Below are 24,495 nucleotides of genomic sequence, written 5' to 3' on the forward strand. Positions count from 1 at the left end.
CGGTCTCACCAACAGTAGCCCCCGGGCGGTCTGGGGTCCGCTCAGGAATCCAGGATCTGTCCAGCGGCGGTGCGGGCGGCCGCGATGATCCCGGCCAGGCCCCGTCCGGTCGCGACCTCACCGATGCCGATGACGCCTGCTCCGAGGCCGGCAGCGGTCAGGTCCGGACCGTGCCAGCGGACGCGCGCAGCGCCCACGACGTGCGTCGCCGTCAGGGGGACGCCGAGCAGCGTGGCCGCGTCGTGCAGCGCTCGGGTGCCGACGGGTCCGTCCGGGTCGACCGGGAGGCTCGTGGCCGCGTCGTCGGGACCGCTCGCGCCGTGCGCGCTGGTCGCTTCGGCGGGCATCGCGTAGCTCAGGCGCAGCACGTGGCGGCCGGCAGCCGCCTCGGCGAGCCACGGCCACTTCACCGTCGCGTGCGTCAGGGCCTTCGCCGACACGGCCTGCGCGTCCGGGTGCACGAGCATCCCGGTCCCGCGGGGGGCTGCGTCGAGCTCGGGCTGGTCGACGACGAGCGTGACGAGCTCGATCCCGGTCCGGTCCGACGCCGCGGTGCGCTCGGGATCGGGCACCGACGACAGGGTGTGCTGCGCGGGCAGGCGTTCGACCGTGCCGTCGGCGGAGACGACCTCGACCGCGTGCGCCTCGATCCGGGTCGCCCGGGTGTGCAGCCGGACGTCGACGCGGTAGGTCTCCATGTCGGCGACGAGTTCGTCCACGAGCCGGACGATCCCGCCGCGGATCCCCTGCACCGGGGTACCGGCGGCCGCGCGGGCGCGGAGTGCCAGGACCGCGCGGGCCAGCGAGCCCTCGCGGAGCAGTGCCGCACGGAGGCCGGGAGCCACCCGCTCCGGGTCGAGCTGGTCCGGGTGGGTGGAGTGCACCCCGCCGGCGATCGGGACGACCAGGTCGTCGAGGACCCGCTCCCCCATGCGCCGCCGGACGAGTTCACCCAGGGACTCCGCCTTGGCGCCGACCGGTCCGGGCAGCAGCGAGTCCATCTGTGCACGGAGCCCGCCCTTCTGCCCGACCACGGCGAGCACGTCGGCGGCCATCGGGGTGCTCGGGATGCCGAGGAGCCCCGTCGCGGGGATCGGCGACGTCCGGCCGTCACGGGTCATCAACCAGGCACCGCGCGGGTCCGGGGCGACGACGTCGTTGCCGAGCCCGAGTTCGATCGCCAGGCGGCCGACGGCGTCCGTGCGGGTCGCGAACGAGTCTGCCGCCATGTCGAGGTCGAGGCCGCCGACCGTGTGCCGCCGGATCATGCCGCCCAGCACGCCGGACGACTCGACGAGCACGACGTCCGCGCCGCCCTTCGCCAGGTCACGGGCCGTGACGAGTCCGGCGATCCCGCCGCCGACCACGACGACGTCGGTCACGCGGCAGACCCGTCACCGAGCGAGTGGACCAGCTCGACGACGCGCGTCAGCACCGTCGGGTCGGTCTCGGGCGGCACACCGTGGCCGAGGTTCACGACGTGGGCGCGGGCGGCGCCACCGCGGCGGACGACCTCGCGCACGTGCGCTTCGAGGACCTCCCACGGGGCCGCGAGCATCGCCGGGTCGATGTTGCCCTGCACGCTGACGCCGGTGCCGACGCGGCGGACGGCCTCGTCGAGCGGGAGCCGCCAGTCGACCCCGACCGCGTCGACGCCGACCGTGTCGGTGCCGAGCATGGTCATGTCGGCGAGGACCTCGCCGCTGCCGACGCCGAAGTGGATGCGCGGCACGCCCAGGTCGGTCACGTGGGACAGCGCCTGCGCCGAGTGCGGTGCGACGTACCGGACGTAGTCGGCGCGCGACAGGGACCCGACCCACGAGTCGAAGAGCTGTGCGGCCGAGGCCCCGGCGAGCACCTGGGCCCGGAGGAACGCCCCCGACACCTCGGCCGCCCAGGCCAGCAGCCGCGACCAGGTCTCCGGCTCCGCGTGCATGAGAGTCCGTGCGCGGATGTGGTCCTTCGACGGGCCGCCCTCGACCAGGTACGCGGCGAGCGTGAAGGGTGCGCCTGCGAATCCGATCAGCGGGGTGTCGCCGAGCTGCTCGACCGTGCGGGCGACCGCCTGCCGGATCGGCTCGAGGGCCGCCGGGTCCAGCGGCTCGAGAGCGTCGACGTCCGCCGCGGTGCGGATCGGTGAGCCGAGCACGGGGCCGCGACCGGGGACGATCTCGACGTCCACGCCCGCGAGCTTGATCGGCACGACGATGTCGCTGAAGAAGATGCCGGCGTCCACCCCGTGCCGGCGGACGGGCTGCAGCGTGATCTCCGACGCCATCTCGGGGTCGAGGCACGCGTCGAGCATGGCCGTGCCCACCCGGAGCTCGCGGTACTCGGGCAACGACCGACCGGCCTGCCGCATGAACCACACCGGCAGCGTCTCCGGACGGTCACCCCGCAGGGCCCGGACGAGGCGGGACCCGCTCGTCCGCCCTGATGCCAGGGGGTGGGAGTCGGGGAGGGATGTGGTCGTCGCGTCGGTCACCGGATGATTGTCCCATCGAGCGCGTTACCATTGGCTACGTGCTCATCTGTCTCACGGCGTCGCATCGCAACGCCAGCTTCGACCTCTTGGAGCGACTGAGCATCGCTGCCCCGGCCGCAGCAGGCCACCTCGTGACGGATTCCGACGTCCTGGACGGCGCCGTCGTCCTCGCCACCTGCAACCGTTTCGAGGCCTACCTCGACATCGCCGGCGACGACCGCGACTCCGCCGTCGCCGCCACCGTGCAGGCCGTGGCCGCTGCGAGCGACCTGGACGCCACCGAACTGCGTGATTCGGTCAACGTGCTCGGCGGCAAGGACGTCGTGCAGCACCTGTTCGCCGTGTCGAGCGGACTCGAGTCCGTCGTCGTCGGCGAGACCGAGATCTCCGGCCAGGTCCGCCGCTCGCTCGAGGACGCCCGGAGCAACGGCACCACCACCTCGGACCTCGAGCGGCTGTTCCAGGAAGCCGCCCACACCTCGCGCGGCGTCAAGACCCGCACCCGGATCGGTGCCGCCGGTCGTTCGCTCGTGCGCCTCGGCCTGCAGCTCGCGTCGTCGCGCGTCACCGACTGGGCCCACACCCGCGTGCTGCTGATCGGCACCGGCAGCTACGCGGCCACCACCATCGCGGCCCTGCGCGACCGCGGCGCCGTGCACATCCAGGTGTTCTCGCCCTCGGGCCGGGCCGCCTGGTTCGCCGCGAAGCACGACCTCGTCGCCGCCCGTGACCTTCGCCACGCGATCGGCACCAGCGACGTCGTGATCACCTGCACGTCGAGCGAGCTCCCGGTCGTCACACCGGCCGATCTCGACGACGGCATCCGCCGCATCGTCATCGACCTCGGACTCCCCCGTAACGTCGACCCGGCCGCTGCCGGCGTGGACGGCGTCGAGCTGCTCGACCTCGAGACCATCAGCCTGCACGCCCCGATCTCCGAGCTGAACGCCGAGTCCGAGGCCCGCGCGATGGTCGACGACGCCGTGTCCCGCTTCCGGGCGCAGGCGCTCGAGCAGTCCACCACCCCGGCCCTCGTCGCGTTCCGCAAGCACGTGTTCGACATCCTCGACGACGAGATCGACCGTGCGAAGCGCCGCGGTGACGCCGACGGCGAGTCCGCCGAGCACACCGAGCGCGCCCTCCGGCACCTGGTGGGCGTCCTGCTGCACCGCCCGTCGGTCCGGGCCCGCGAGCTCGGCCGCGCCGGCCGTGGCGAGGAGTTCGTCGGGGCCATCGACGCCCTGTTCGGCGTGCGACCCGAGCCCGAGGCAGAGCTGCCGGCGCCCGTCGTCCCGCTCGCCGATCGCACCGCCCTGGACCCGACCGTCTCGAAGCGCGCCGACGAGGCGGACGCGAGCTGAGCCTCCCGGCCGACACGACCCAGCCACCCACGCTGCGGGTCAGCGCGCTCCTGCTGGTGCGGGACCGACGCGTCCTGATGGTGCGTGCGCGAGCGCGCGACGTGCTCTACCTGCCCGGCGGCAAGGCCGAGTCGCACGAGACCGACCTCGACGCCGCCATCCGCGAAGCCCACGAGGAGACCGGTCTGCGGGTGACCGCCGATGACGTCGACCCGTTCGGTGTCGTCCTCGAGCCGGCCCACGGGCAGGCACCAGGCACGATGGTCGCGATGACCCTGTTCCTGGTCCGACCAGGAGGCCCGTTGGACTCCGCCACGCCCGTCGCCTCGGCCGAGGTCGACGAGGTCGAGTGGGTCACCTCGGCGGACGCCGGTCGCTGCCCGCCAGCGGGCGTGGAGACGCTCCGCCGCCTGGTGGCGGCGGAGCGCATCGACTAGTGGTCAGGCCTGGTCCTTGTCGACGTAGTGGCCGGTCTCGCCGTCCTGCGTCGGTTCGGCCTCACCGGGGATGTCCGACTCGACGTACTCGCCGTCGGGTCCGCTCGACTCCGGGCGGGCCTCGCCCGGGATGTCGCTCGCGACGAACTCGCCGACGGGTTCCGTCGTCGTGACGCGCTCCTCGCCGGGGATGTCGCTGTCCGTGAAGGCACCTGCGCGGGTCTCGACCCCGTCCGCGCGGCCCTCGTCGCCACGTGCCTGTTCGTGCTTGCCCGTCATGTCCGACCTCCGCTGCTCGGGTTCCTTGCTCCGGAGTGTGCTCGCGGTCCCTGGATGCCGACCGAACCGCGATCTCCCGGTGGTGGTTGCCTGTGCACCATGCAACGCAGCAGTCGATCGAAGTTCCTGCTCGCCGTCACCGGGCTCGTCGCAGTCGGGGCGTTGGCGGGTTGTGCCTCCGGCGGGGAGCCCTCCGCCACCGAGACGGTGACCGCGCCCGCGCCGTCGCCGTCCGCGTCGTCGTCCTCGTCGGCGTCGTCGTCGTCCGCGACCCCGTCGTCCGGCTCGTCGGCGTCGGCCGGCACCGGTCCCGGGTCCTCCGGATCCGGGTCGTCGGGGTCCGGGTCGGCCGCTGGCGGTCGCTGTGCCGCGTCCTCGCTCGCCGCCAGCATCGAGCCGGGCAGCGGCGGTGCGGCCGGCAGCGTCATCGTGCACCTCGCCCTGCAGAACACCGGGTCGACCACCTGCACCCTGCAGGGCTGGCCGGGCGTCTCGTTCGTCGGCGGCGGCAACGGCACCCAGATCGGTGCTGCGGCGACGCAGGAGAAGAGCTCACCGCACCCGACCGTGACCCTGGCCGCCGGGCAGACCGCCGTGGCGCCGCTCAAGATCGTCCAGGCCGGGAACTACTCGAAGGCCGACTGCTCGCCGAAGACCCCGGACGGCTTCCGTGTGTACCCGCCCGGATCCAAGCAGTCGCTGTTCGTGAAGGACGCCGACTACCAGGCGTGCTCGTCCGCCGATGCGTCGCTGCTGTCCGTGCAGGCGCTCGTGCCGGAGGGGCAGGCGACGTCGTAGCGGGTGGGTGACGGCTGGCTCGTCGGGCAGCCGGATCGCCGTGATGCCCACGGAGGGCACCTCCGGCAGTTCACCGGACGCCCGGCGGCGGTGTCGACCTCGGCCTGCCCACTTCGGGCCTCGTGCACGATGGACCGGTGACCTTCGCCATCAGGGACGAACGACCGGGGACCGACGAACTCCTCACCCTCTACGACGCCGTCGGGTGGACCGTGTACACGCAGGACCCCGCCGCCCTCGCCAGGGCGATCGCCGGCTCCCACACCGTGCTGACCGCACGCGACGACGACGACCGCATGCTCGGGCTCGTCCGCACGGTGTCCGACGGCGTGACGATCGTCTACGTCCAGGACCTGCTCGTGGTGCCGGAAGCGCACCGGTCCGGCGTCGGCGGCGCGTTGCTCGACGCTGTCCTCGAGCGGTACGCGGGTGTCCGCCAGACGGTCCTGCTCACCGATGCGGAGCCAGGTCAGCGCGCGTTCTACGAGTCACGTGGCTTCGTCGAGGTCCACGACGTCGCCCCGCAGCCGTTGCGGTCGTTCGTGGTCCTCCGCTGAGCACCGATGGGTCTCGCGACCGATACCGCACTGCGACGGCCCGTTCCTAGACTCACGGCATGGGGGCTCGAAGACGAACACGGTCCGCGGCAGCGATCGCGACCACACTCGGGGCCCTGCTGGCACTCGCAGCGTGCACGATGCCACCGCCGCCGCACGGGTCGGAGTCGGCGCTCGCGGACCTGATCGCGGACGTCGATCGGCTGCCCGGCGTGGGCTCGACCGAGGGCGAGATCCGCCAGTTCGACGCCAAGGACGACCCGGACCACTGGCTCACGTCGCTCCAGGTCACAGCGGACACCGCCGACCTCGCCGTCGCCGATCGGGTCCGGCGGACGGCCGAGCGCGGTGTCACCGGCACGACGCTGCAGGTGACACTCGACGTGCCGTCTGCGCGGAAGACCGCTCCGGTCAGCCTCGATCCGATGGACCGCAGGGTCGTCGGCCTGGCCGGTCGGCTGCGCACGCGGACCTTCGTGCGACAGCTGTGGATGACCCCGACCGGTTCGAGGATCGGGCTCGTGCGGGACGTCAGCTTCAGCGATGCAGCGAAACGTGTGCGGACGATCACCGGTCCAGAGCCGACGAACACGAGTACGACGAGGACGACGACCTTGAGCCGCGGCGACGTGTCCGTCGACGTCACGGCCACGCACCCCGGCCGGGCCCTGATGCGCATGATCGACACACTCGCCGACGACCACCACGTGGAGCGCCTCTACTACTCGCCCGGGACGACGTATGCAGACGCGGCGCGGGCCCCCGACGACGCTTCCGGCCTCCCGGCAGTGGCCGATCGGCCGTCCCTGTCGATCGGCGTGCGTCCGCTCGGCGACGTCGCCGAGACCCTCGCCGCGACGACGGACGAGGCAGCCGATGCACACCGCGCACCGCGGACCGCCTTCGACCTGGGCAGCGGCGCGGTCAGTGGGTGGCTCGGGCTCCCCCTCGACGCACCCAAGCCGCGGGATGCCGGTCCGCACGGCGACGCACCGACGAGTCCCACGCCGACCCCGTGGGTCCGTGCAGAAGTCGACGACCGCGCCACCGTGCTCCGCGCGTTCCTCGAGCGGTCAGCAGCCGCCGCCGGGGTCCCGGCGACCGTGACGACGGGCACCGAACAGTGCGCGACGTCCGGGTCGTCCGACCCGACCGGCACCCGGGCGACGGCGCTCAGCGTGGTGCCCGTGTTCGACGTGGTCGACGACGCCCAGGAGCCGTTCGACGCCGTGACCGCGCTCTGGACGTCCGAGGGCCTCGGGGTCAGTGACCGCGCGATGGGCCGCGACTTCTGGTCGTCTTCCTCCGGCGCAGACCCGGCCACCGCCAGCATCCGCGGCACCGTCGACGGGTTGAGCCTCACCGCCGAGTCGGCCTGCGTGCCGCCACCCGACGCAACGTCCGAGGGGAACTGAGCGACCCGGTCAGCGGCGCGCCGGGGCGTGCACTGCCTCGAGCAGTTCGGTGCCCATGGTCCGCAGTGCCTCGATGACCGCGAGGCGCCGCTGCAACGAGGCGTCGTCGAACGTCACCGTCACGGCGTAGCTGACCGACGACCCCGGACCCCGGAGGATCCCGGCCTCGGCACGGACGCCCGTACTCGACCCGGTGACCGCGACGACCTGCAACCCGTGGTCGAGCGCACGGTGCGCCAGGGGATCGAGGCCGAACGAGCCGGCGACCAGGTTCAGATCGCTCGCCAGCGACAGCCAGCCGAGCACCCGGTTCGAGACCGCTTCGTCCACGACCTCCCCGAGCGCCAGTCCGCGCATCACCCACGCGAGCTCACCCGTCGGGGCCACCGAGGCATCCGGGGCGTCGTCCGGACCACGACGGTCGCGCACTCGGTCGATCAGCGCGGTCCGTTCGATGCCGAGCGATTCGGCACGCTCGCGGACGGCGTCGATGCCGACCGTCGACAACAGTGCGTTCATCGCCCAGGTGTCACCGGTGGCACCGACCAGGGTCGCCAGATCGGGCACCTGCATCGTCGGTTCCTGCAGGAACTGCCACAGGCCGGCGCCGGTCGCGGTGTCCCGCGCCATGCGCTGCAGGCGGTCACCGTGCAGGCGGCCGTCCTCGAGCTGCGCCGCGACCTCGATCAGCAGCAGCACCCTGCCGAGGCTCGCGACGGGCTGCACGACGGTGTCGTCGATCGCGAGCAGGGCCTTGCCGGTCGAGGTGTCGATCACCGAGGCGCTGACGCCGGCGCCGTCGAGGGCGAGGGCACCGAGGGCCTCGGTCGTGGCGCCGAAGCGGTCGTCCGGCCGACCGCTGTGCCGACCGCGGGCCCGACCGCCACCATCCGAGCGGTCCTCCGGCCGCCGACGGCGTGACGACCGAGCCGCGTCCGGCTCCACCATCACCAGATCGCGACGCGCTCGGCGGGGTCGAGGTACATCGCGTCCTTCTCGGTCACGCCGAACGTGTCGTAGTAGCCGTCGATGTTGCGGACGACCTGGTTGCACCGGAACTCGTTCGGCGAGTGCGGGTCGATCGACAGCAGGCGCGCGGCTTCCTCCGGACGGATCGCCATCTGCCAGGCCTGCGCCCAGCTCAGGAAGAACCGCTCGGCACCGGTCAGGCCGTCGACGACCGGGGGCTCCTGGCCGTCGAGCGACAGCAGGTACGCCTTCCACGCGATCGACAGGCCACCGAGGTCGCCGATGTTCTCGCCGATCGTCAGGGCACCGTTGACGTGGCCGTCCGGCACCTCGGTCGGGACGAGCGCGTCGTACTGGGCGATGAGGACCTTCGTGCGCTCCTCGAACGCCGTGCGGTCCGCCTCGGTCCACCAGTTCTCGAGCTTGCCGTCGCCGTCGTACTGCGAGCCCTGGTCGTCGAAGCCGTGCCCGATCTCGTGGCCGATGACGGCACCGATCGCACCGTAGTTGGCGGCGGCGTCGCGGTCGGCGTCGAAGAACGGGAACTGCAGGATCGCCGCGGGGAACACGATCTCGTTGAAACCGGGGTTGTAGTACGCGTTGATCGTCTGCGGGGTCATGAACCACTCGTCGCGGTCGATCGGCTTGCCGATCTTGCCGAGCTCGCGGTCGACCTGGAACGACGCGACGGCGCGGACGTTCGCGACGAGGTCGTCGGGCACGACCGGCAGCGCCGAGTAGTCGCGCCACTTGACCGGGTACCCGATCTTCGGCGTGAACTTGTCGAGCTTGTCGAGGGCACGCGCACGGGTCTCGTCGGTCATCCAGTCGAGCGCCGTGATGCTCTGCCGGTACGCCTCGACCAGGTTGGCGACGAGGTCGTCCATCGTGGCCTTCGAGGTCTCGTCGAAGTGCTCCTGCACGTAGATCCGGCCGACGGCCTCACCCATCGCGCCCTCGACCAGGGAGACGCCGCGCTTCCACCGCTCGCGCTGCTTCGGCGCCCCGGTGAGGGCGGTGCCGTAGAACGAGAAGTTCGTGGCCGAGAACGCGCTCGTCAGGTACGCGGCCGAGCCGCGGATGACCTGCCAGCGCAGCCAGTCCTTCCAGACCTCGAGCGGCTGGTCGCGCAGGAGCTCGGCCAGGCCGGTGATGAACGAGGGCTCGCGCACCACGACGGTCTCGAACGCGCCGGCCGGGGCGTCGATGGCTTCCCACCACGTCTGCAGGTCGATGCCCTCGGCGAGCGCCGCGACCTCGGCCCAGGGCAGCTTGTTGTAGGTCTTCTGGCTGTCGCGCGTGGTGACGTTGTCCCAGTGCTTCGACGCCAGGGCGGTCTCGAGCGCGATGACGTGCTCGGTGCGGTCGCCGCCGTCCTCGAACCCGGCGAGCGGGAACATCGCCGCGACGAACTCGCGGTACTTCGTGCGGATGTCGGCGAACCGCTCTTCGCGGTAGTAGGACTCGTCGGGCAGCCCGAGACCGGACTGCTCGAGGAACACGACGTAGGACTCGGGGTCGCCCGGGTCGTTGTCGACGAAGAGCTGCAGGAAGCTCGGCATACCGAGGCGCTCGAAGCGTCCGACGGTGGCGATGAGCTCGGGCACGGACTCGATGGCCGTGATCTCGGCGAGCAGCGGCTCGATCGGCGCGGTGGCGAGCTCTTCGAGCCGTGCTTCGTCGGTGAAGGAGGAGAAGAGGTCACCGACCTTGCGCTCCTCGGTGCCGGGTGCGGCCTGCTGCGAGCGCTCGATGATCTCGCGGACGGCGAGTTCGGCGGCCTCGGCCAGCACCGTGAAGGAGCCGTAGCGGGCCTTGTCGTCGGGGATCGGCGTCTCGGCGATCCAGGTGCCGTTCACGTGGCGGTACAGGTCGTCCTGGGGGCGCACCGCTGGGTCGAGTTCGTCAGTGTGGATGCCGGAGGCACGTGCGACGTCGGTCATGCGGTCCACGATAGCCACCGACGCCATGCAGCAGGTCGGTGTGCGTCGTCACCTGTGGACGGCTGCCGGTACGGTCATCGCATGGGACTTCCGTGGAAGCTGCACGGCGACGGCAAGACCGTCTCCGCGACGACGATCGTGGCACCGGACGAGCGACTCACCTGGGGCAGGACGATCGGTCTCGGCGTGCAGCACGTCGTCGCGATGTTCGGTGCCACCTTCCTGGTGCCGCTGCTGACGGGCTTCCCGCCGTCCACGACCCTGCTGTTCAGCGGCATCGGCACGATCCTGTTCCTGCTCATCACGGGCAACCGCTTGCCGAGCTACCTCGGGTCGTCGTTCGCGTTCATCGCTCCGATCGGCGCGGCGACGAAGATCGGCGGCATCCCCCTCGCGCTCTCCGGCATCATCGTCGTCGGTGCGCTGCTCGCGATCGTCGGGCTCGTCGTGCACCTGGCCGGCGCCGGCTGGATCGACCGGCTGATGCCCCCGGTGGTGTCCGGTGCGATCGTGGCCCTGATCGGGTTCAACCTGGCGCCCGCGGCGAAGGACAACTTCACGGCGGCCCCGGTCGTCGCGGTCATCACCCTCGCGGCGATCATCCTGGTCACCGTCCTGTTCAAGGGGCTGATCGGTCGTCTGTCGATCGTCATCGGCGTGCTCGTCGGCTACGTGGCAGCACTCATCGGCGGCCAGGTCGACTACTCGAAGGTCGGCGACGCCGCCTGGATCGGCCTGCCGACGTTCACCGCTCCCGCGTTCGACCCGTCGCAGCTCGCGATCTACCTGGCGTTCGTGCCGGTCGTCCTGGCGCTCGTCGCCGAGAACGTCGGGCACGTGAAGGGCGTCGGGCAGCTCACCGGCCGTGACCTCACGCCCCTCACTGGCCGGGCGCTCTTCGCCGACGGCGTCTCGACCGTGCTCGCCGGTGCCGGCGGCGGCTCCGCCACCACCACCTACGGCGAGAACATCGGCGTCATGGCCGCCACCCGCGTCTTCTCCACCGCCGCGTACTGGGTCGCCGCGATCGCCGCCGTCCTGCTCGGCCTCTCCCCGAAGATCGGTGCCGTCATCTCCTCGGTCCCCGCCGGCGTGCTCGGCGGTGCGACCACCGCCCTGTACGGCCTGATCGGTGTCATCGGCATCCGGATCTGGGTCGAGAACCGGGTCGACTTCTCGAAGCCGAAGAACCAGCTGACCGCTGGCATCGCGCTCATCATCGGCATCGCGGACTTCACGTTCGCGTTCGGCCAGGCGAGCTTCGGCGGCATCATCCTCGGCACCATCGCCGCGATCGTCGTCTACCACCTGATGGACCTGATCGGTCGGGCCCGTGGCACCGACGCGCCCCCGACCGAGGTCGCCGACCCCGCGCACGCCGCCACCGGCGCCGTCCCCGCGGAGCCGCGCGCCGACTGATGCGAGCGGTCGGCCGAAGCGCGCGTCCGGCCTGACGACGTGGGACCACCGGACTGGAGGCCCGTGGCGGCGCCGCCACGGGCCTCCAGTCCGTCACGTGGTGCGTTGCGGACCGGGACGCCCCCCCCCCCCAATTGGTCGCTCCGGTCCGCACACACTCCCCGCCCGGTTCAGCGGGGCGCGCTGGGCGACGGGGTCGCGGTCTGCACGGACTCCTGCTCGTCGATGTACCGCTGATCGAGCGGGACCTCATCGGCGACCCGCGCCGTCCAATGCCCGACGACCGTCGTGCCGTCGGACTCGTACACATCGCCGCCGTCCGGCTCGCTCCACAGAACCCAGCCCTTGCGGCCGTTGTCCGCCCTCCCGGGGACCAGATCCGGGTGCCCCGACGCGTTCGGGACCCCGTAGGTCTGGCCCTTGTCGTTGACCGCCCAGTCCGACGTAACCGCGGTGGCGTACTGCAGCGTCGCCGTCCACCTCGTCCCCGCTGACGCTTCGATGCTGAACGTCGTCGTCCCTCGCTCCGGGAGCCGGCCGTCGACGACGCGCATCGTCCCCTCGTCCCGACAACTCAGGCCGGATGTGCCCCCGCCGACGGTGGGGACCTGGACCATGCCGACGTCGTTGCGGCACGTGACGTCGACGATCACGGCCCCAGCTGTGTCGGGAGCCTGCCCGATGTCGATCAGTGCGGGACCGGTGCGCGTCGCAGTGGTCGTGCGCCCGACTGCTGCCGTCGTCGTGGTCCCCGGGAGCCCGGCGACGACCAGGGCGGCGGCGCTCGTCGTCACCGCGATCGCTGCGACGGAGACGATCGAGACGCCGATGCGTGCACGTCGTTGCTGTCGCTGCAGGGCGCTCCGTCGTGTCCCGATGGCGGCCAGCTCCGAGCGGACCGCCGCGGCAGCGTCGGGGTTCATGTCGATGCTCATCAGTAGGTGCCTTCCGGGGCGTTGCGGACACTGGGACGGAGATCGTGCAGGTCGCGTTGCAGGCGCTGCCGCATCCGGTGCAGCCGCACGCGTGCCGCGGGTGGTTTGAGACCGACCGCCTGCGCCGCCTGCCAGACCGGCATCTCCTCGACCCCGGTGAGCACCAGCAGCGCGGCGTCCTGCGGCGCGAGCCCCCGGATCGTCGTCCTGAGGCGTTCGCGGGCCTCGAGGTCTTCGGCGTCCGTGGCTGGAGCCTGGGCATCGTCCCGAGGGAGCGCTTCGAGGAGCCTCCGGTACCGCGCCGCTGCGCGTCGATGGTTCTGGGTCAGGTTGACCGTCGTGACCAGCAACCACGGAGCGACGGAACCCGCCACGAGGGTGACGCTCTTGCGCTTGCGCCAGAGCTCGTAGAACGCCGCCGCTGTGATGTCCTCGGCGTCGTGCGAGTGCTCCGTCAGGCTCAACGCCCGTCGGTAGATGCGCGGTCGGTGCCGGTCGAACAGCGCGGCGAACGCAGCCCCGTCATCACGAACCGCTCGCGTCCACAGCGGGCCGTCGTCCTGTTCGTCCTTCACACTCTGGAGTGTCCGGTCATGGCTCCAGCGTTACAGACAGCTGCGGAGTGGCGCCGACGACGCATCCCGCTCGGTTCGCTACCCCGGACGACGGTGCGACTTCGAGATCGCGTAGTGCCGCAGGCGGACGGTCCCGCGTCGCTCGGTCGAGACGAGGGTCGCGTCGTAGTGCTCCACCGTCGCGATCGAGCCGATGTTGTCGTCGCGGCACACGGCGAGGACCGGATCGATGCCGATCCGTGAGGCATGCGCGAGCACCTGACCCAGTGCCCACGTCGCCACACCGCGGCCCCGTGCCGACGGTCGGATCCCGTACCCGACGTGGCCGAACTGCACCACGCTCGGGTCCCCCGGAGAGCGGAGCGCGATGCCCCCGAGCACGCGCCCGTCCTCGACGATCCACCAGTGCGCGCCGGGGCGGGTGTGCAGCCGATCGACCCAGGTGCGGAAGCCGTCCTCGTCGTCGACGTCGTCGTGGGGTGTGATGCCGAACCCGTCCTCGTGCAGGCCCGGGCCCCACTCACGATGCGCGTCGGACCACGCTCGGAAGGACGTCGCCTGTGGTCTCACCAGCTCGAGCATGTCCCAGTATCTCCAGGAAGCGTCGCGATGGGCGATGTGCTGAGATTGCACGATGAGCACGCACCTCGAGCGCACCCGAGACTTCCACTCGATGCACGTCCTCGGTGCACCGGTCGTCCTGCCGAACGTGTGGGATGTCGCGTCCGCACGCATCGTCCTCTCGGCCGGAGCGCGTGCGATCGCGACGACGAGCGCCGGCGTCGCCTGGTCACGCGGTCACCGGGACGGCAACGATCTGACCCGGGACGGCGCGCTGGACGCCGTGCGGCCGATCGCAGCGGCAGTCGACGTCCCGTTCACCGCCGACATCGAGCGCGGGTACGGCGAGACACCGGGCGACGTCGCCTCGACCGTGTCCGCGTTCCTCGAGCTCGGGGTCTCCGGCGTGAACATCGAGGACTCCCTCCGGCCGGTGGCGGAACAGGAGGACCGCATCCGCGCAGCCCGCCAGGCTGCGGATGACGCCGGCATCCCACTCTTCGTCAACGCTCGGATAGACACCCACCTGCTGGGCGCGCCCGGGAGCGACGTCTGGGTGGAGGAGACGCTCACCCGTGCGAACGCCTACGCCAGGGCCGGCGCCAGTGGCGTCTTCGTGCTCGGAGCGCTGTCGGCCGCCACGATCTCGATGCTCGTGGACGCGATCGAGCTGCCCCTCAACGTCGCGTTCGGGCCCGGGACCTTGTCGGTCGGTGACCTCGCACGGGCGGGGGCGAGCCGGGTCAGCGCTGGATCGGCCATCGCCGAAGCCGCGTACAGCGTCGCCAGCGATTGGGCTGCACAGATGTTCGGCACGCCGGGTGCTGTGGTCTCGGCACCACCGACGCTCGGCTGGGCCACGATCAACGAGGTCGTCCGCGACTGAACCCCGGAACCGTGCCGAGCGTGTGAAACTCGCGGGTTCCGTCTGCCGGGTCCTCCCCGAGGAGGAGGTTCGCCGACCCCACATCTCGTGTCCGGGGAGGACGCGGCGGTGTGGTCACGCTCCCTACCGTTGTCTCGTCGGGATGCGCCCGACGTGGTGGAGGGTGATGATGATGATGATGACGATGACGATGACGAACACGCCGGCAACTGTGGATCGCCGTGGAGTGGTGTGGTTCACGTTGGCTGGAGCGCTGACGATCGCAGTGGTCGTGTGGCCGGCAGCGATCGCCGGTTGGTCCTCGGGGACGCACCTGTCCGTCGCGGCGCTTCCCGGAGCCGTGGCCTCTGGGTTCGCGCAGTGGGTGGGGTCCGGGCGGACGTCGAGTTCGCCGCTGGCCGCCGCGGTGTCGTTCTGGACCGTGTTCCACGTCGTGAAGGCGATCGTCGCGGTCGCCCTGCTGGTCGTCTTGGTCCCGGTCGGGCAACGTGTCTGGACCGCGTTCGCACGGGCACGATCGCGGGGGCGTCGCGTCGGGCTGTTCCTGGTCGGCATCCTGGGTGCTCCGATCGCCCCGGTCGTGCTGCTGGTCGTGATGGCGAACGTGCAGGGTGCGGTGGCTCCGCTGTCATCGGTGCTGAACTTCCTCCCGATGGACGGCACCTCGGTGCTCCAGGTCCGCGGTGAGCTCGCGTCCGGGACGATGACGCCGCCGTTGGCCGCGCTCATCGATGACTTCCGCCGCTACCACGCAGCACTCGTCGTGACCACGGTCGCTGCGCTCATCGTGGTCGTCGCCGGGACAGCGGCGATCTGGGTGCAGCGGGCCCGGACCCCGAAGGCCGATCGGCGTCTCCGCCGGGTGCTCGCCGGCGGCGGGATCCTGCTCCCCGGGATGCTGTTGTTCCTCGGGATCGTGCTCCTGGCGAACCTGTCGACCGTCGCGGACACGGCACCCGCCCTGGCCGCGTTCTTCGACGGCAGCGGGATGTGAGGGTCCTGGGTCACGACCGCACGGTGCGGCAGTGGTGGCGGGCGCACCCGATCGTGGCGGATGCCGTCATGGCCGGTGCTCTCGCCGTCGCGGTGACACCGCAGCTGGTCTTCCACGCCCGGGCCGGTGACCCGCTGCTCGTGGCGTACGTCACGCTGTCGCTGGCGATGATCGCGCCGCTGACTGTGCGTCGACGATGGCCCGTTGCCGTCTTCTTCGGCATCAGCGTCGTCACTGCCGTGCAGTGGTCGATCGGGGTGCAGCTCGCTGCGGACGTGAGCGTGCTGGTGGCGCTGGCGACGGTCGCCGCCCACCGCCCGGTGCGGGACACCGCGGTCGCGGTCGGGATCGCCGAGGTGGGCGCGGTGGCCGCGTCCGTCACGTGGCCGCACGGGCTCCACGTCACGGAGATGCTGACCGTCCTCACCGTGTTCGTCCTCGCGGCGACCGCGTGCGGTGCCTCGGTCCGCAGCCACCGCCGCGTGGTCGCGGTCCTGCAGGAGCAGAGCGCTCGGGCACGGCGTGAACGTGAGCAGCAGACGTTGCTCGCGGTCGCCGACGAGCGCACCCGGATCGCACGGGACATGCACGACGTCATCGCCCATGGCCTCGCCGTGATCGTCACCCTCGCGGCGGCCAGCACCGGCAGGGCGGCTCGGCAACCGGAGCGCGTGGACGAGGCCGTCGGGTTGATCGAACGCACCGCCCGCACGGCCCTTGCCGACACCCGTCACGCGGTCGGGACGATCCGAGCGAGCGATGGACTGCTGCCCACGCCGAGCATCGACGGGGTACCGGCGCTGCTCGACCTCGTCACCGCAGCCGGCCTGCGTGCCACACTGCAGACCGACGGCGCCGTCGACCGAGTTCCGGCAGCGATCGGGGTCGCCGTGTACCGGGTGACCCAGGAGGCCATCACGAACACCCTCAAGCACGCGAGCGCGACCACGTTCACCGTGAACATCACGGCCTCGCGACACGAGCTCGTCCTCAGCATCGAGGACGACGGCACCGGAGGCGCGCACGAGACCCGAGCCGGAGGCTCCGGGCTGGTCGGGATGGAAGAACGCGTCACCCAGCTCGGCGGCATCCTCGAGGCGGGACCCGATGGCACCCGTGGATGGCGGATCGCTGCTTCGATCCCCCTCGCCATCCGGCCCGGAGGAGCACGAGCATGACCATCCGCGTGCTCCTCGTCGACGACCAGGCCCTCATCCGGATGGGATTCCGGCTCATCCTCGACGACACAGAGGACATCACGGTCGTCGGCGAGGCCCCGGACGGTCGGAGCGCCATCCGTCAGGCGAAGGCACTTCGCCCGGACGTGGTCCTCCTCGACATCCGGATGCCCGGGATGGACGGTCTCGAAGCCACCGGACGACTCCTCGCCGACGACCCCGACGCGAAGATCCTGATCCTGACCACCTTCGACCTCGACGAGTACGCCTACCGGGCGCTCCGTGCCGGTGCCAGCGGATTCCTGTTGAAGGACGCGCCGGTCGCCGAGCTCCTCGCGGGCGTCCGCGCCGTCGCTGCCGGCCATGCCGTGACCGCGCCCCGCATCACGCGGCTCCTGCTCGACCGCTTCGCACCGCAACTCCCGACCGGGCCGCTCCGGGCACCAGACGGGCGCGCACTCCCGAACCTCACCCAGCGGGAGAACGAGGTGCTCCTCCTCGTCGCGAAGGGCCAGTCGAACGCCGAGATCGCCGCAGCGCTCGGCATCGGCGAGGTCACCGTCAAGACCCACGTCGCCGGGGTCCTCACCAAGCTCGGCCTCCGCAACCGCATCGCCGCAGCGATCTACGCCCACGAAAACCACCTCACCTGACCGACAGCGAGGCGGGCACGGTCTGACACACTCAGTCGGGTGATCGCGCTCGTCTCTGCCCCGACGAACCTCGGCCTGCGGCCACCAGAGCCAGGCGCGGTGCCCGGCACGGCGAAAGCACCCGAGGCGCTCCGCGAAGCCGGCCTCCACCGCCGGTTCGCGGAGCAGGGAGCTGCTGATGCCGGCGTGGTCGTTCCCGGCCGTTACGTCGACGATGACGCAACCCGTGCGCCCGGTGTCGTTCGCAACGAACGCGCCGTGATCGACCACGCGCGGCGGCTCGCCGACCGCATCGACACGGTGCTCGCCTCCGGAGCCGCACCGTTGGTCATCGGCGGAGACTGCAGCGTGCTGCTCGGCGCTGGCCTCGCGATGAAACGACGGGACGGCGTCGGACTGGTGCACGTCGACGGCCACACCGACTTCCGGAACCCGGGCAACAGCGACGCGTGCGCGAGCGTGGCCGGGGAGGACCTCGCCGCCGCCGTCGGGCACCACTGGCCGGCGCTGTCCGACATCGACGGTGCCGGCCCGTACTTCGATGCTGCACGAACTGCTCACGTCGGCTGTCGCGACGACGACGCCGAGCTCGCGGAGGTCCGCTCTGTGCTCGGCGCAGTCGTCCCGACCTCGGAGTGGCGCGCCCGTGGCACTGCCACAGTCGTCAAGGCCCTGCGGACGACGGCGGGTGCGGCGGGCTACTGGTTGCAGGTCGACGTCGACGTGCTCGACGCAGTGGTGATGCCCGCCGTCGACAGTCCCGACCCGGGCGGCTGCACGCCACACGAGCTGATCGATCTGCTCCGCGCGCTCGCTCCCCGTGCCGTCGGCGCATCGATCACCGTCTACGATCCGGATCTCGACCCGGACGGCACGCATGCCCGACTCCTGACAGAGGTCCTCACGGCCAGCCTCGGCGGCCTCGGCCGTGAGCTGCAGGAGCCGCGATCTGGAGCGGATCGGTGATCAGAACGCCTCTGCTCAGCCGAGGCCGAGGCAGAACGCCATGACGGCTTGCTGTACCGGGAGGAGTCCGGCCTTGAAGTCGTGTCCGACGAATGTGGCGTGTTCGACCGCGTCGACACTGACCTCACGGCCGCGCACGAACGGCGGGCACGGGTTGAAGCGGACTCCCGGCGGCGCGAGGTCGAGGAGCGCCGCCGTGATCCGACACTGCTCGAGCGCGTCAGCATGCGCACCGGGACCGTCGGTGAGGACCACGTCCGCAGACCGAACAGCTGCCTCGAGGTCGTCGGTCCACGCAGCCCCCGGGGTTGCGAGTTCGGCCGGGCAGCACTGGATGAGGTCGAGGTGCAAGACGCGAGCGGCTTCCTGCCACGCCCTGGCGATGTTGCCGTCCGCGCCCACGAAGAGGAAGCGCATCGCGGTGATGTCGCCCCGCTGCTGCAAGGCGTGAAGGTCGGACAGCACCTCGCACGGATGGTTGTCGTCCGTCATCGCGTTCACGACCGGCAACGCGTGAGCCGCAGCCAAGGCCTGGACCACGGCGAGGTCGTGGTGGCGCACCACGACGATGTCGACCCAGTTCTCGAGGTAGCGAACGACATCTGACAGCGCCTCCGGCTTGTCGAGTGTCGTGTCCGGGAACACGATCGGTTCGAGCCCCATGAGCGAAGCGCCCCGCTCGAACGTCGCCCTGGTGCGCAGACTCGTCGGCGGGAAGAACATGACCGCCGCGCCATCCGTCACGGGCCCCCGGCCCGCACGGTATGCGTCAGCCAGGTCGAAGACTGCGTCGACGTCAGATGCAGACCAGTCATCGAGCTTGACGAGAGAACGCATCCGAGCAGCGTAGGGGCCGGGACACCGAGCCATCCAGCAGGACCGGCCAAGTCGACGATGGCGACCATCACCGGGTGTGCGAACGATGCCCGTGCCCCATCCCCGCCAGAATGGCCCGGTGCCCCGAACGATGACAGCCGCAATCACTGCCGAACGGCGCGCGGTCGACCGCGACATCGTGCGGCTGGCGGTGCCGGCGCTCGGCGCGCTCGTGGTCGAGCCGCTGTTCCTGCTCACCGACACCGCACTCGTCGGGCACCTCGGCGCGACGCCCCTGGCGGCCGTCGGACTCGCGAGTGCCGTGCTGTCGACCGTGACCGGGCTCCTGGTGTTCCTGGCGTACTCGACGACCCCGGCCGTGGCGCGGGCGCTCGGCGGTGGCGACCGTCGCGGAGCCGTGCACGCCGGCATCGACGGGATGTGGCTCGCGCTTGCGCTGGGGGTGGTGCTGGCGCTGGTCGGGTGGCCGCTCGCCGGTCCGCTCGTCGACCTGTTCGGCGCCTCGGCCGAGGTGTCGGCGGCCGCGACCGCGTACCTGACCATCTCGCTGATCGGACTGCCCGGGATCCTGGTCGTCACCGCCTCGACCGGGCTGCTGCGTGGGTTGCAGGACACGAAGACCCCGCTCGTCGTCGCGACCGTCGGGTTCGTCGCGAACGGGCTGCTCAACGCCGTCCTGATCTACGGCGCCGACTGGGGTGTCGAGGGATCCGCCGCTGGCACCGTCATCGTGCAGTGGGCGATGGCGATCGTCTACGTCCGGATCGCCGTGCGGGCCGCACGATCATCGGGAGCGCCGCTTCGCCCCGGCGCTTCGGGCGTCGTCCGGGCACTGCGGTCCGGGGCCTGGCTGTTCCTGCGGACCGCGTCGTTGCGGATCGCGATGCTCGCGACCGTCGGGGCCGCGGCCGGGCTCGGCACGACCGGGCTGGCGACCACGCAGGTCGGGCTGACCGTGTTCTCGACCCTGGCGTTCGCGCTCGACGCCCTGGCCATCGCCGGGCAGGCGCTCCTCGGGCACGGGCTCGGGGCGCGGGATCCTGAGCGGGTCCGGCTGGTGACGCGGCGGCTCGTGCTGCTCGGGATCGTCGGTGGGGCGCTGCTCGGCGTGGTGACCCTGGCTGTCAGTGGTGTGCTCGGGCCGGTGTTCTCCGACTCGTCCGCCGTGCGGGACGCGCTGCCGCTCGTGCTGGTGCTCATCGCCGTCGGGATGCCCGTCGCCGGGTACGTGTTCGTGCTCGACGGGGTGCTGATCGGCGCTGGGGATGCGCGGTACCTGGCGATCGCGGGCGGCGTGAACCTGGTCGTGTACCTGCCGCTGCTGTGGTGGGCCGGCGGGACGCTCGCGGGGCTGTGGGCGGCGTTCGCCCTCGGGTACATCGGGGTCCGGGCGGTGACGCTCGGGGTGCGCGCGCATCGGCGTGGATGGGTGGAACAGGCGTTGGCGCGGTGAGCGGGTCTGGATCTTCTGGTGGGCCTTCTGGCGGGCCTGCTGCCCCTGTGGCTCCGTCGTCTTCTGTGGCGTCGTCAGCCGTGCTCGCCACGGTCGGGATCGGGGTGCAGGGCGTCGCGAAGCTGCTCGTGACCGTCGTCGTCGGGCGGGTGTTCGGCACCGAGACCCTCGGGCAGACCACGGCACTGTTGTCCCTGTCGGTGTTCGTCGCGCTGCTCTGGCCGAACGCCGCGGGCAACACCGCCTCTCGGTACCTGGCGATCGCGTTGCGGGGTCGGCGGTCGGACGCCGCGGTGAACCGGGTGCTCGGGCTGTCGATGCTGGTGTCGACCGTGGTGCTCGCCGCGGTCACCGTGCCGGTCGCGGTCGCCTGGGGCAACGGGCCCGGCATGGTGCTCGGTGGTGTCGGGGTCGTCGTCGGCTACGGGCTGTACTGCTACGCCCGCGGAGCGCAGCTCGGCTACGGCCGGGCGCCGCGGGTAGCGCTCTGGGACTCGGTGACGAGCGTGCTCGCGCTCGGACTGCTCGTGGTGGCGTGCATCACTCGGCTCGAGCCCTTCGTGCTGCTGCCGCTGGCCATCGGGTACACGGTGTTCGCGATCGCGTGCTGGCCGCGGTGGAACGACTTCGGCCCTGCCGCTCGCGAACCCGCCGCAGGGGTGCTCGGGTTCGCGGCGTGGAACGTGCTGGCGGTGGTGACCTCGAACGGGTTGCTGCAGTTGACGATGATCTCGGCGCAGGTGACCTCGTCGGCGCACGAGGCCGGGGTCTACGCCGCGGCGTTCACCCTGGCGACGCCGGCATCGATGCTCGGGCAGGCGCTGGGGCAGGTGCTCGTGCCGGCGTTTGCGCACCGGACGGATGGTGGGTCCTTGCGGTCTCGCGGAGCGCTGATGCTCGTCGTCGGGTTCGCCGCTGCTTCTGCCGTTGTGTTCGGTCTGGTGGCGCTGCTCGCCGGGTGGTTCCTGCCGATCGTCTACCCCGCCGAGGGCGCTGCCGCCGTGGCGGACCTGCGGTACTTGATGGTCGCGGTGTGGGTGTTCACCGTCGGGCTCGTGCCTGCGGCGCTGCTGCTCGCATCGGGGCGGTCACGGCAGGTGGCGTTGGCCTCGGTCGCCGGGTTCGTCGTCGGTGCTGGGCTCATGGCGGTGCTCGGGCCGGTGGCCGGCGTCGCGGGTGGGACGACGGGGTTCTTGGTGGGGAGTGCTGTCAACCTCGTGACGGTGGTGGGGCTCGGGGTGCGGCGGCGCTGATTCCTCCGCACGTGGTGGGCGTCGGTGGAACGCCTCGTTTGACGTCCCGTCATTCGGAATCGTTTCGGACCACCTATCCGAGAACGCCCCCATCAGGAAGCACGGGGCTCGAGGGGGGAGCTGGACCGCTGCGCACGAAGTCGCGGTAGTCGACCGGCTATCGGGACGGCACCCGTCCTGATTGACTCGCCACATGTCTGCTCGGAGTCTCACCGTGACCGGTGTCGTCGTGATCGCGTTCGCGCTGCTTGTGGGGATCATCAATCCGACGATTCATGGGGTGAGTTTCGTGGTGCTGGTCGTCGCGCTCGTCGCTGGCCTTGCCTGCGTCGTCCTGGGGATCGTGCGGCGTCCACGAGGTTGATCCTCGTCTGTGTTGAACCCCGTCCCACCGGGGGATCAGCTGTCGAGACGCCCATCAATGCTGACAGCATCACCCCCGCCGGATTGCCGGCGGGGGTGATGAGTTCAGAGACGGTTCGGAGGACTGCCCTCCCCGGTGCTACGCGCGGCCCGCCGTGGGGCTGGTGTCTTTGATACCCACCGCATCGCCGCCATCGACGCCATCGACGCCATCGACGCCATCGACGCCATCGACGCCATCGACGCCATCTTGGTGCGGAAGCCCAAACCGTTACTGAGCTGGTTGCGCCGTACGTTTTGATGCTATATATTGCATAGCAACGGCTCACGGCTTCAAGGTTCGCTCGCTCCCGGGCGACCCCTCAAGTGATCCAGCGCGGTGCGCACCTCAGCGATTGACGAACTGCAACCACTGATCTGCTGCCCCGTGACCGTGCTCACAACGGCCTCGGAAACCACGCGTGGGGAACACTCCGAGACGAGGTGGGAACTACACCGCGAGGTGCCACCCGCGGCTACACTCGCAGCCACCCGTTGTGTGATCGAGCACCTGCCGCAGCAACTCCCCTCAGATTGAGACGATCCATGAAGCAGAAGAAATCTCGTCGCGCGCGCGTGCTCGCTTTCGGCCTAGCCATCGCCGGCCTCACCGGCACGTATATATCGGCGGGCCCCACAGCTGCAAACGCTGATCCACTGACGTACTGGATCGCAAGCGGATGCGTTGGGGCAGTCGCCGATACCTCAAACCCGAGCGCGTACAACTACTTCGCCATGTCAGAACTCTCGTATCTGCCAGGGCACGAATGCCGAGTCGTCATCACAGACGAGGACAGCGGCATCCAAGTCGCCGACGTCTCGATGCGAGGCAAGCCGACAGTTGTTTTCCTGCCGGACGCGGGGACCTACCACTTCGAGTTCCGGGATGTCACTTGGGAGAATCTCTTTGAGGGCACCTTCACGCTGCCCGAAGCAGCGGCGCCCGATACCGACGCGTTCACCACAGGTACCAACTGCCGTATCGGCGACTCCCGTCGAAACCTGATGATTCCCGGGAACAACGGCGACAAGCCGCTGGATACGACGTGGACCTTCTTGCAACCGTCACCAACCTGCGACTACAACCCGGGTGCGGATCTATCCGTTGCCACTCGCGCACTGGTCGCCGTGCAAAGCGACACACCCGCCACGCTGACCGCGACGGTGTCGTCTCAGCCCCACCCCGACGCCGTTGACTACAGCATCGAGGTGTCGAATCCGTCTCTCATCCCCTACGCCTTCAGCGTGAACGAAGCTGGTGGGGCAGTTCCCATCACCTGCCCTGACGCCGTCATCGCACCAGGTGCCACGATCACCTGTCCGGGCCATTACGCGTTCACTCCCGCAGACGATCAAGCGCGGTCGGTGAAGCATCAGTTCACCGTCGCTGGCGTCGACGTTGGTATCCCCGGACGCGTGGGTGAGACGGGGCAGTCCGCTACTGCCTCGACAGCTCCTGTTGTCACCGCCATCACGCCCCCACCGGCACTGACGGGCCAAGCAGTCCGCGCCACGGTCGGCGCCACTTACGAGTATCAATACGCCGTCACGGGAGGGGGGAACGTGACCCTCAAAGCCGGCACCCTTCCGCCAGGCCTCACGCTGACTCCGGGCGGCAAGCTCGTAGGCACGCCATCAGCTGCAGGCACATTCGCGTTCACGCTGACCACTTCAAACAGCCGGGGCTCACAGGACCTCAATCAATCGATCGTCGTCGCGGCCGCCGCGGTCAATCCGCCGACGCCGACTCCGACTCCGACTCCGACTCCGGGCGCAATCGCATCCCCCGATGCGAGCCCCGCCCCGGTGGGCTCGATCGACGCAGGCGGTAACGACACACTCGCTGCGACCGGAACCGACCCGACCCGACCTCTCCTGATCACCGGCGCTTTGCTCGCTGCTGGTCTTGCCCTGCTCATCCTTGCGCGCCGGGTCAGAACCGCCCGCCGCCCATAACCCTCAGGGCCGGCAACCGGAGCACTCTCCGAAGCGGCCCTGCTGCCTAAGTGGGTGGTGGGGTCTGTCATCCGATCAGCCGCCAGGACCGCTCGGCGTTCCACGCCGCAAGCCTGCTGGTCGCAGCGTCTCGATAGCCGATCGTTCAGTGAGACGAGGGCGCCGGTGGTGGTGTCTATGCTG

The 24,495-nt window shown here is 70.8% G+C and carries 25 protein-coding genes; 16 read left to right on the plus strand and 9 right to left on the minus strand.

Features of this window, described 5'->3' with window-relative positions; translation table 11 throughout:
- Nucleotides 1–41: 41 nt before the first annotated feature.
- Nucleotides 42–1,382 (minus strand): FAD-dependent oxidoreductase, encoded by a 1,341-nt coding sequence (locus EDF47_RS09595; protein WP_133938648.1) that lies wholly within the window; start codon nt 1,380–1,382, stop codon nt 42–44.
- Nucleotides 1,379–2,485 carry a uroporphyrinogen decarboxylase gene (gene hemE / locus EDF47_RS09600; RefSeq protein WP_133938646.1) on the minus strand — a complete coding sequence of 369 codons (1,107 nt, stop codon included), beginning with the start codon at nt 2,483–2,485 and terminating at the stop codon, nt 1,379–1,381. The genes EDF47_RS09595 and hemE overlap by 4 nt, the downstream gene beginning before the upstream one ends.
- A 38-nt stretch (nt 2,486–2,523) precedes the next feature.
- Between hemE and EDF47_RS09605 the strand changes: the two genes are divergently transcribed.
- Together EDF47_RS09605 and EDF47_RS09610 are read left to right on the plus strand one after the other, a co-directional pair.
- Nucleotides 2,524–3,846, plus strand: a complete 1,323-nt coding sequence (locus EDF47_RS09605; RefSeq protein WP_133938644.1) for a glutamyl-tRNA reductase — start codon at nt 2,524–2,526, stop codon at nt 3,844–3,846.
- Nucleotides 3,847–3,878: 32 nt separating this feature from the next.
- The gene (locus EDF47_RS09610) at nt 3,879–4,283 is read left to right on the plus strand and encodes an NUDIX domain-containing protein (RefSeq protein WP_279586403.1); all 405 of its coding nucleotides are present in this window, start codon (nt 3,879–3,881) and stop codon (nt 4,281–4,283) included.
- 3 nt (nt 4,284–4,286) lie between these two features.
- Here EDF47_RS09610 and EDF47_RS09615 read toward each other — a convergent pair whose 3' ends face one another.
- Entirely contained in the window at nt 4,287–4,562 is a 276-nt protein-coding gene (locus EDF47_RS09615) for a hypothetical protein (RefSeq protein ID WP_123294504.1), read from the minus strand.
- A 99-nt stretch (nt 4,563–4,661) separates the two neighbouring features.
- Here EDF47_RS09615 and EDF47_RS09620 point away from each other — a divergent pair, with 99 nt between their 5' ends.
- The 3 genes from EDF47_RS09620 to EDF47_RS09630 all read left to right on the plus strand — a co-directional run bounded on the left by EDF47_RS09620 (nt 4,662) and on the right by EDF47_RS09630 (nt 7,332).
- Complete coding sequence (locus EDF47_RS09620) at nt 4,662–5,360, plus strand: DUF4232 domain-containing protein (protein ID WP_133938642.1); 699 nt, start codon at nt 4,662–4,664, stop codon at nt 5,358–5,360.
- Between the two features lie 137 nt (nt 5,361–5,497).
- Nucleotides 5,498–5,917: a GNAT family N-acetyltransferase gene (locus EDF47_RS09625; RefSeq protein ID WP_133938640.1), complete on the plus strand. Its 420-nt coding sequence runs from the start codon at nt 5,498–5,500 to the stop codon at nt 5,915–5,917.
- A gap of 59 nt (nt 5,918–5,976) precedes the next feature.
- On the plus strand, nt 5,977–7,332 hold the full coding sequence (locus tag EDF47_RS09630; RefSeq protein WP_133938638.1) for a hypothetical protein: 1,356 nt from the start codon (nt 5,977–5,979) through the stop codon (nt 7,330–7,332).
- Between the two features lie 9 nt (nt 7,333–7,341).
- Here the strand turns inward: EDF47_RS09630 and EDF47_RS09635 are convergent, their stop codons facing one another.
- Nucleotides 7,342–8,280 (minus strand): serine hydrolase, encoded by a 939-nt coding sequence (locus tag EDF47_RS09635; protein WP_131880861.1) that lies wholly within the window; start codon nt 8,278–8,280, stop codon nt 7,342–7,344.
- A complete protein-coding gene (locus EDF47_RS09640) occupies nt 8,280–10,244 on the minus strand; it encodes a M13-type metalloendopeptidase (RefSeq protein WP_133938636.1) in 1,965 nt (654 codons plus the stop codon). The genes EDF47_RS09635 and EDF47_RS09640 overlap by 1 nt, the downstream gene beginning before the upstream one ends.
- A gap of 81 nt (nt 10,245–10,325) precedes the next feature.
- Here EDF47_RS09640 and EDF47_RS09645 point away from each other — a divergent pair, with 81 nt between their 5' ends.
- Nucleotides 10,326–11,663 (plus strand): solute carrier family 23 protein, encoded by a 1,338-nt coding sequence (locus tag EDF47_RS09645; RefSeq protein ID WP_133938634.1) that lies wholly within the window; start codon nt 10,326–10,328, stop codon nt 11,661–11,663.
- A 170-nt stretch (nt 11,664–11,833) separates the two neighbouring features.
- On the opposite strand, the gene EDF47_RS09650 is transcribed toward EDF47_RS09645, so the two are convergent.
- The 3 genes from EDF47_RS09650 to EDF47_RS09660 all read right to left on the minus strand — a co-directional run bounded on the left by EDF47_RS09650 (nt 11,834) and on the right by EDF47_RS09660 (nt 13,743).
- Entirely contained in the window at nt 11,834–12,598 is a 765-nt protein-coding gene (locus tag EDF47_RS09650) for a hypothetical protein (protein WP_133938632.1), read from the minus strand.
- Complete coding sequence (locus EDF47_RS09655) at nt 12,598–13,173, minus strand: sigma-70 family RNA polymerase sigma factor (RefSeq protein WP_133938630.1); 576 nt, start codon at nt 13,171–13,173, stop codon at nt 12,598–12,600. Before EDF47_RS09655 ends, EDF47_RS09650 begins: the two co-directional genes overlap by 1 nt.
- Nucleotides 13,174–13,251: 78 nt before the next feature.
- Nucleotides 13,252–13,743, minus strand: a complete 492-nt coding sequence (locus EDF47_RS09660; RefSeq protein ID WP_208320994.1) for a GNAT family N-acetyltransferase — start codon at nt 13,741–13,743, stop codon at nt 13,252–13,254.
- Nucleotides 13,744–13,807: 64 nt separating this feature from the next.
- On the opposite strand from EDF47_RS09660, the gene EDF47_RS09665 reads away from it, so the two are divergent.
- From EDF47_RS09665 to EDF47_RS09685, 5 genes are all read left to right on the plus strand, one after another.
- A complete protein-coding gene (locus tag EDF47_RS09665) occupies nt 13,808–14,620 on the plus strand; it encodes an isocitrate lyase/phosphoenolpyruvate mutase family protein (protein ID WP_133938626.1) in 813 nt (270 codons plus the stop codon).
- A gap of 184 nt (nt 14,621–14,804) precedes the next feature.
- Nucleotides 14,805–15,614: a hypothetical protein gene (locus EDF47_RS09670; protein WP_133938624.1), complete on the plus strand. Its 810-nt coding sequence runs from the start codon at nt 14,805–14,807 to the stop codon at nt 15,612–15,614.
- 68 nt (nt 15,615–15,682) lie between these two features.
- Entirely contained in the window at nt 15,683–16,792 is a 1,110-nt protein-coding gene (locus tag EDF47_RS09675; RefSeq protein ID WP_133938622.1) for a histidine kinase, read from the plus strand.
- Nucleotides 16,789–17,445, plus strand: coding sequence for a response regulator transcription factor (locus EDF47_RS09680; protein WP_133938620.1), 657 nt, complete (start codon nt 16,789–16,791; stop codon nt 17,443–17,445). Before EDF47_RS09675 ends, EDF47_RS09680 begins: the two co-directional genes overlap by 4 nt.
- A 39-nt stretch (nt 17,446–17,484) precedes the next feature.
- Nucleotides 17,485–18,411, plus strand: a complete 927-nt coding sequence (locus EDF47_RS09685) for an arginase family protein (RefSeq protein WP_133938618.1) — start codon at nt 17,485–17,487, stop codon at nt 18,409–18,411.
- Nucleotides 18,412–18,426: 15 nt separating this feature from the next.
- Here the strand turns inward: EDF47_RS09685 and EDF47_RS09690 are convergent, their stop codons facing one another.
- A complete protein-coding gene (locus tag EDF47_RS09690) occupies nt 18,427–19,395 on the minus strand; it encodes an ornithine carbamoyltransferase (RefSeq protein ID WP_243834040.1) in 969 nt (322 codons plus the stop codon).
- Here EDF47_RS09690 and EDF47_RS09695 point away from each other — a divergent pair.
- From EDF47_RS09695 to EDF47_RS09705, 5 genes are all read left to right on the plus strand, one after another.
- A complete protein-coding gene (locus EDF47_RS09695; protein ID WP_166673223.1) occupies nt 19,379–20,701 on the plus strand; it encodes an MATE family efflux transporter in 1,323 nt (440 codons plus the stop codon). The genes EDF47_RS09690 and EDF47_RS09695 overlap by 17 nt on opposite strands.
- Before the next feature lie 65 nt (nt 20,702–20,766).
- Nucleotides 20,767–21,954, plus strand: a complete 1,188-nt coding sequence (locus EDF47_RS09700; RefSeq protein WP_133938616.1) for a hypothetical protein — start codon at nt 20,767–20,769, stop codon at nt 21,952–21,954.
- 214 nt (nt 21,955–22,168) lie between these two features.
- Nucleotides 22,169–22,318, plus strand: a complete 150-nt coding sequence (locus EDF47_RS19800; RefSeq protein ID WP_166673216.1) for a hypothetical protein — start codon at nt 22,169–22,171, stop codon at nt 22,316–22,318.
- A 135-nt stretch (nt 22,319–22,453) separates the two neighbouring features.
- Nucleotides 22,454–22,618: a hypothetical protein gene (locus EDF47_RS19805; protein ID WP_166673217.1), complete on the plus strand. Its 165-nt coding sequence runs from the start codon at nt 22,454–22,456 to the stop codon at nt 22,616–22,618.
- Nucleotides 22,619–22,902: 284 nt separating this feature from the next.
- A complete protein-coding gene (locus tag EDF47_RS09705; protein ID WP_133938614.1) occupies nt 22,903–24,312 on the plus strand; it encodes a hypothetical protein in 1,410 nt (469 codons plus the stop codon).
- Nucleotides 24,313–24,495: the final 183 nt, after the last annotated feature.

This window comes from Curtobacterium sp. PhB190 (assembly GCF_004365385.1).
GTDB lineage: Bacteria > Actinomycetota > Actinomycetes > Actinomycetales > Microbacteriaceae > Curtobacterium.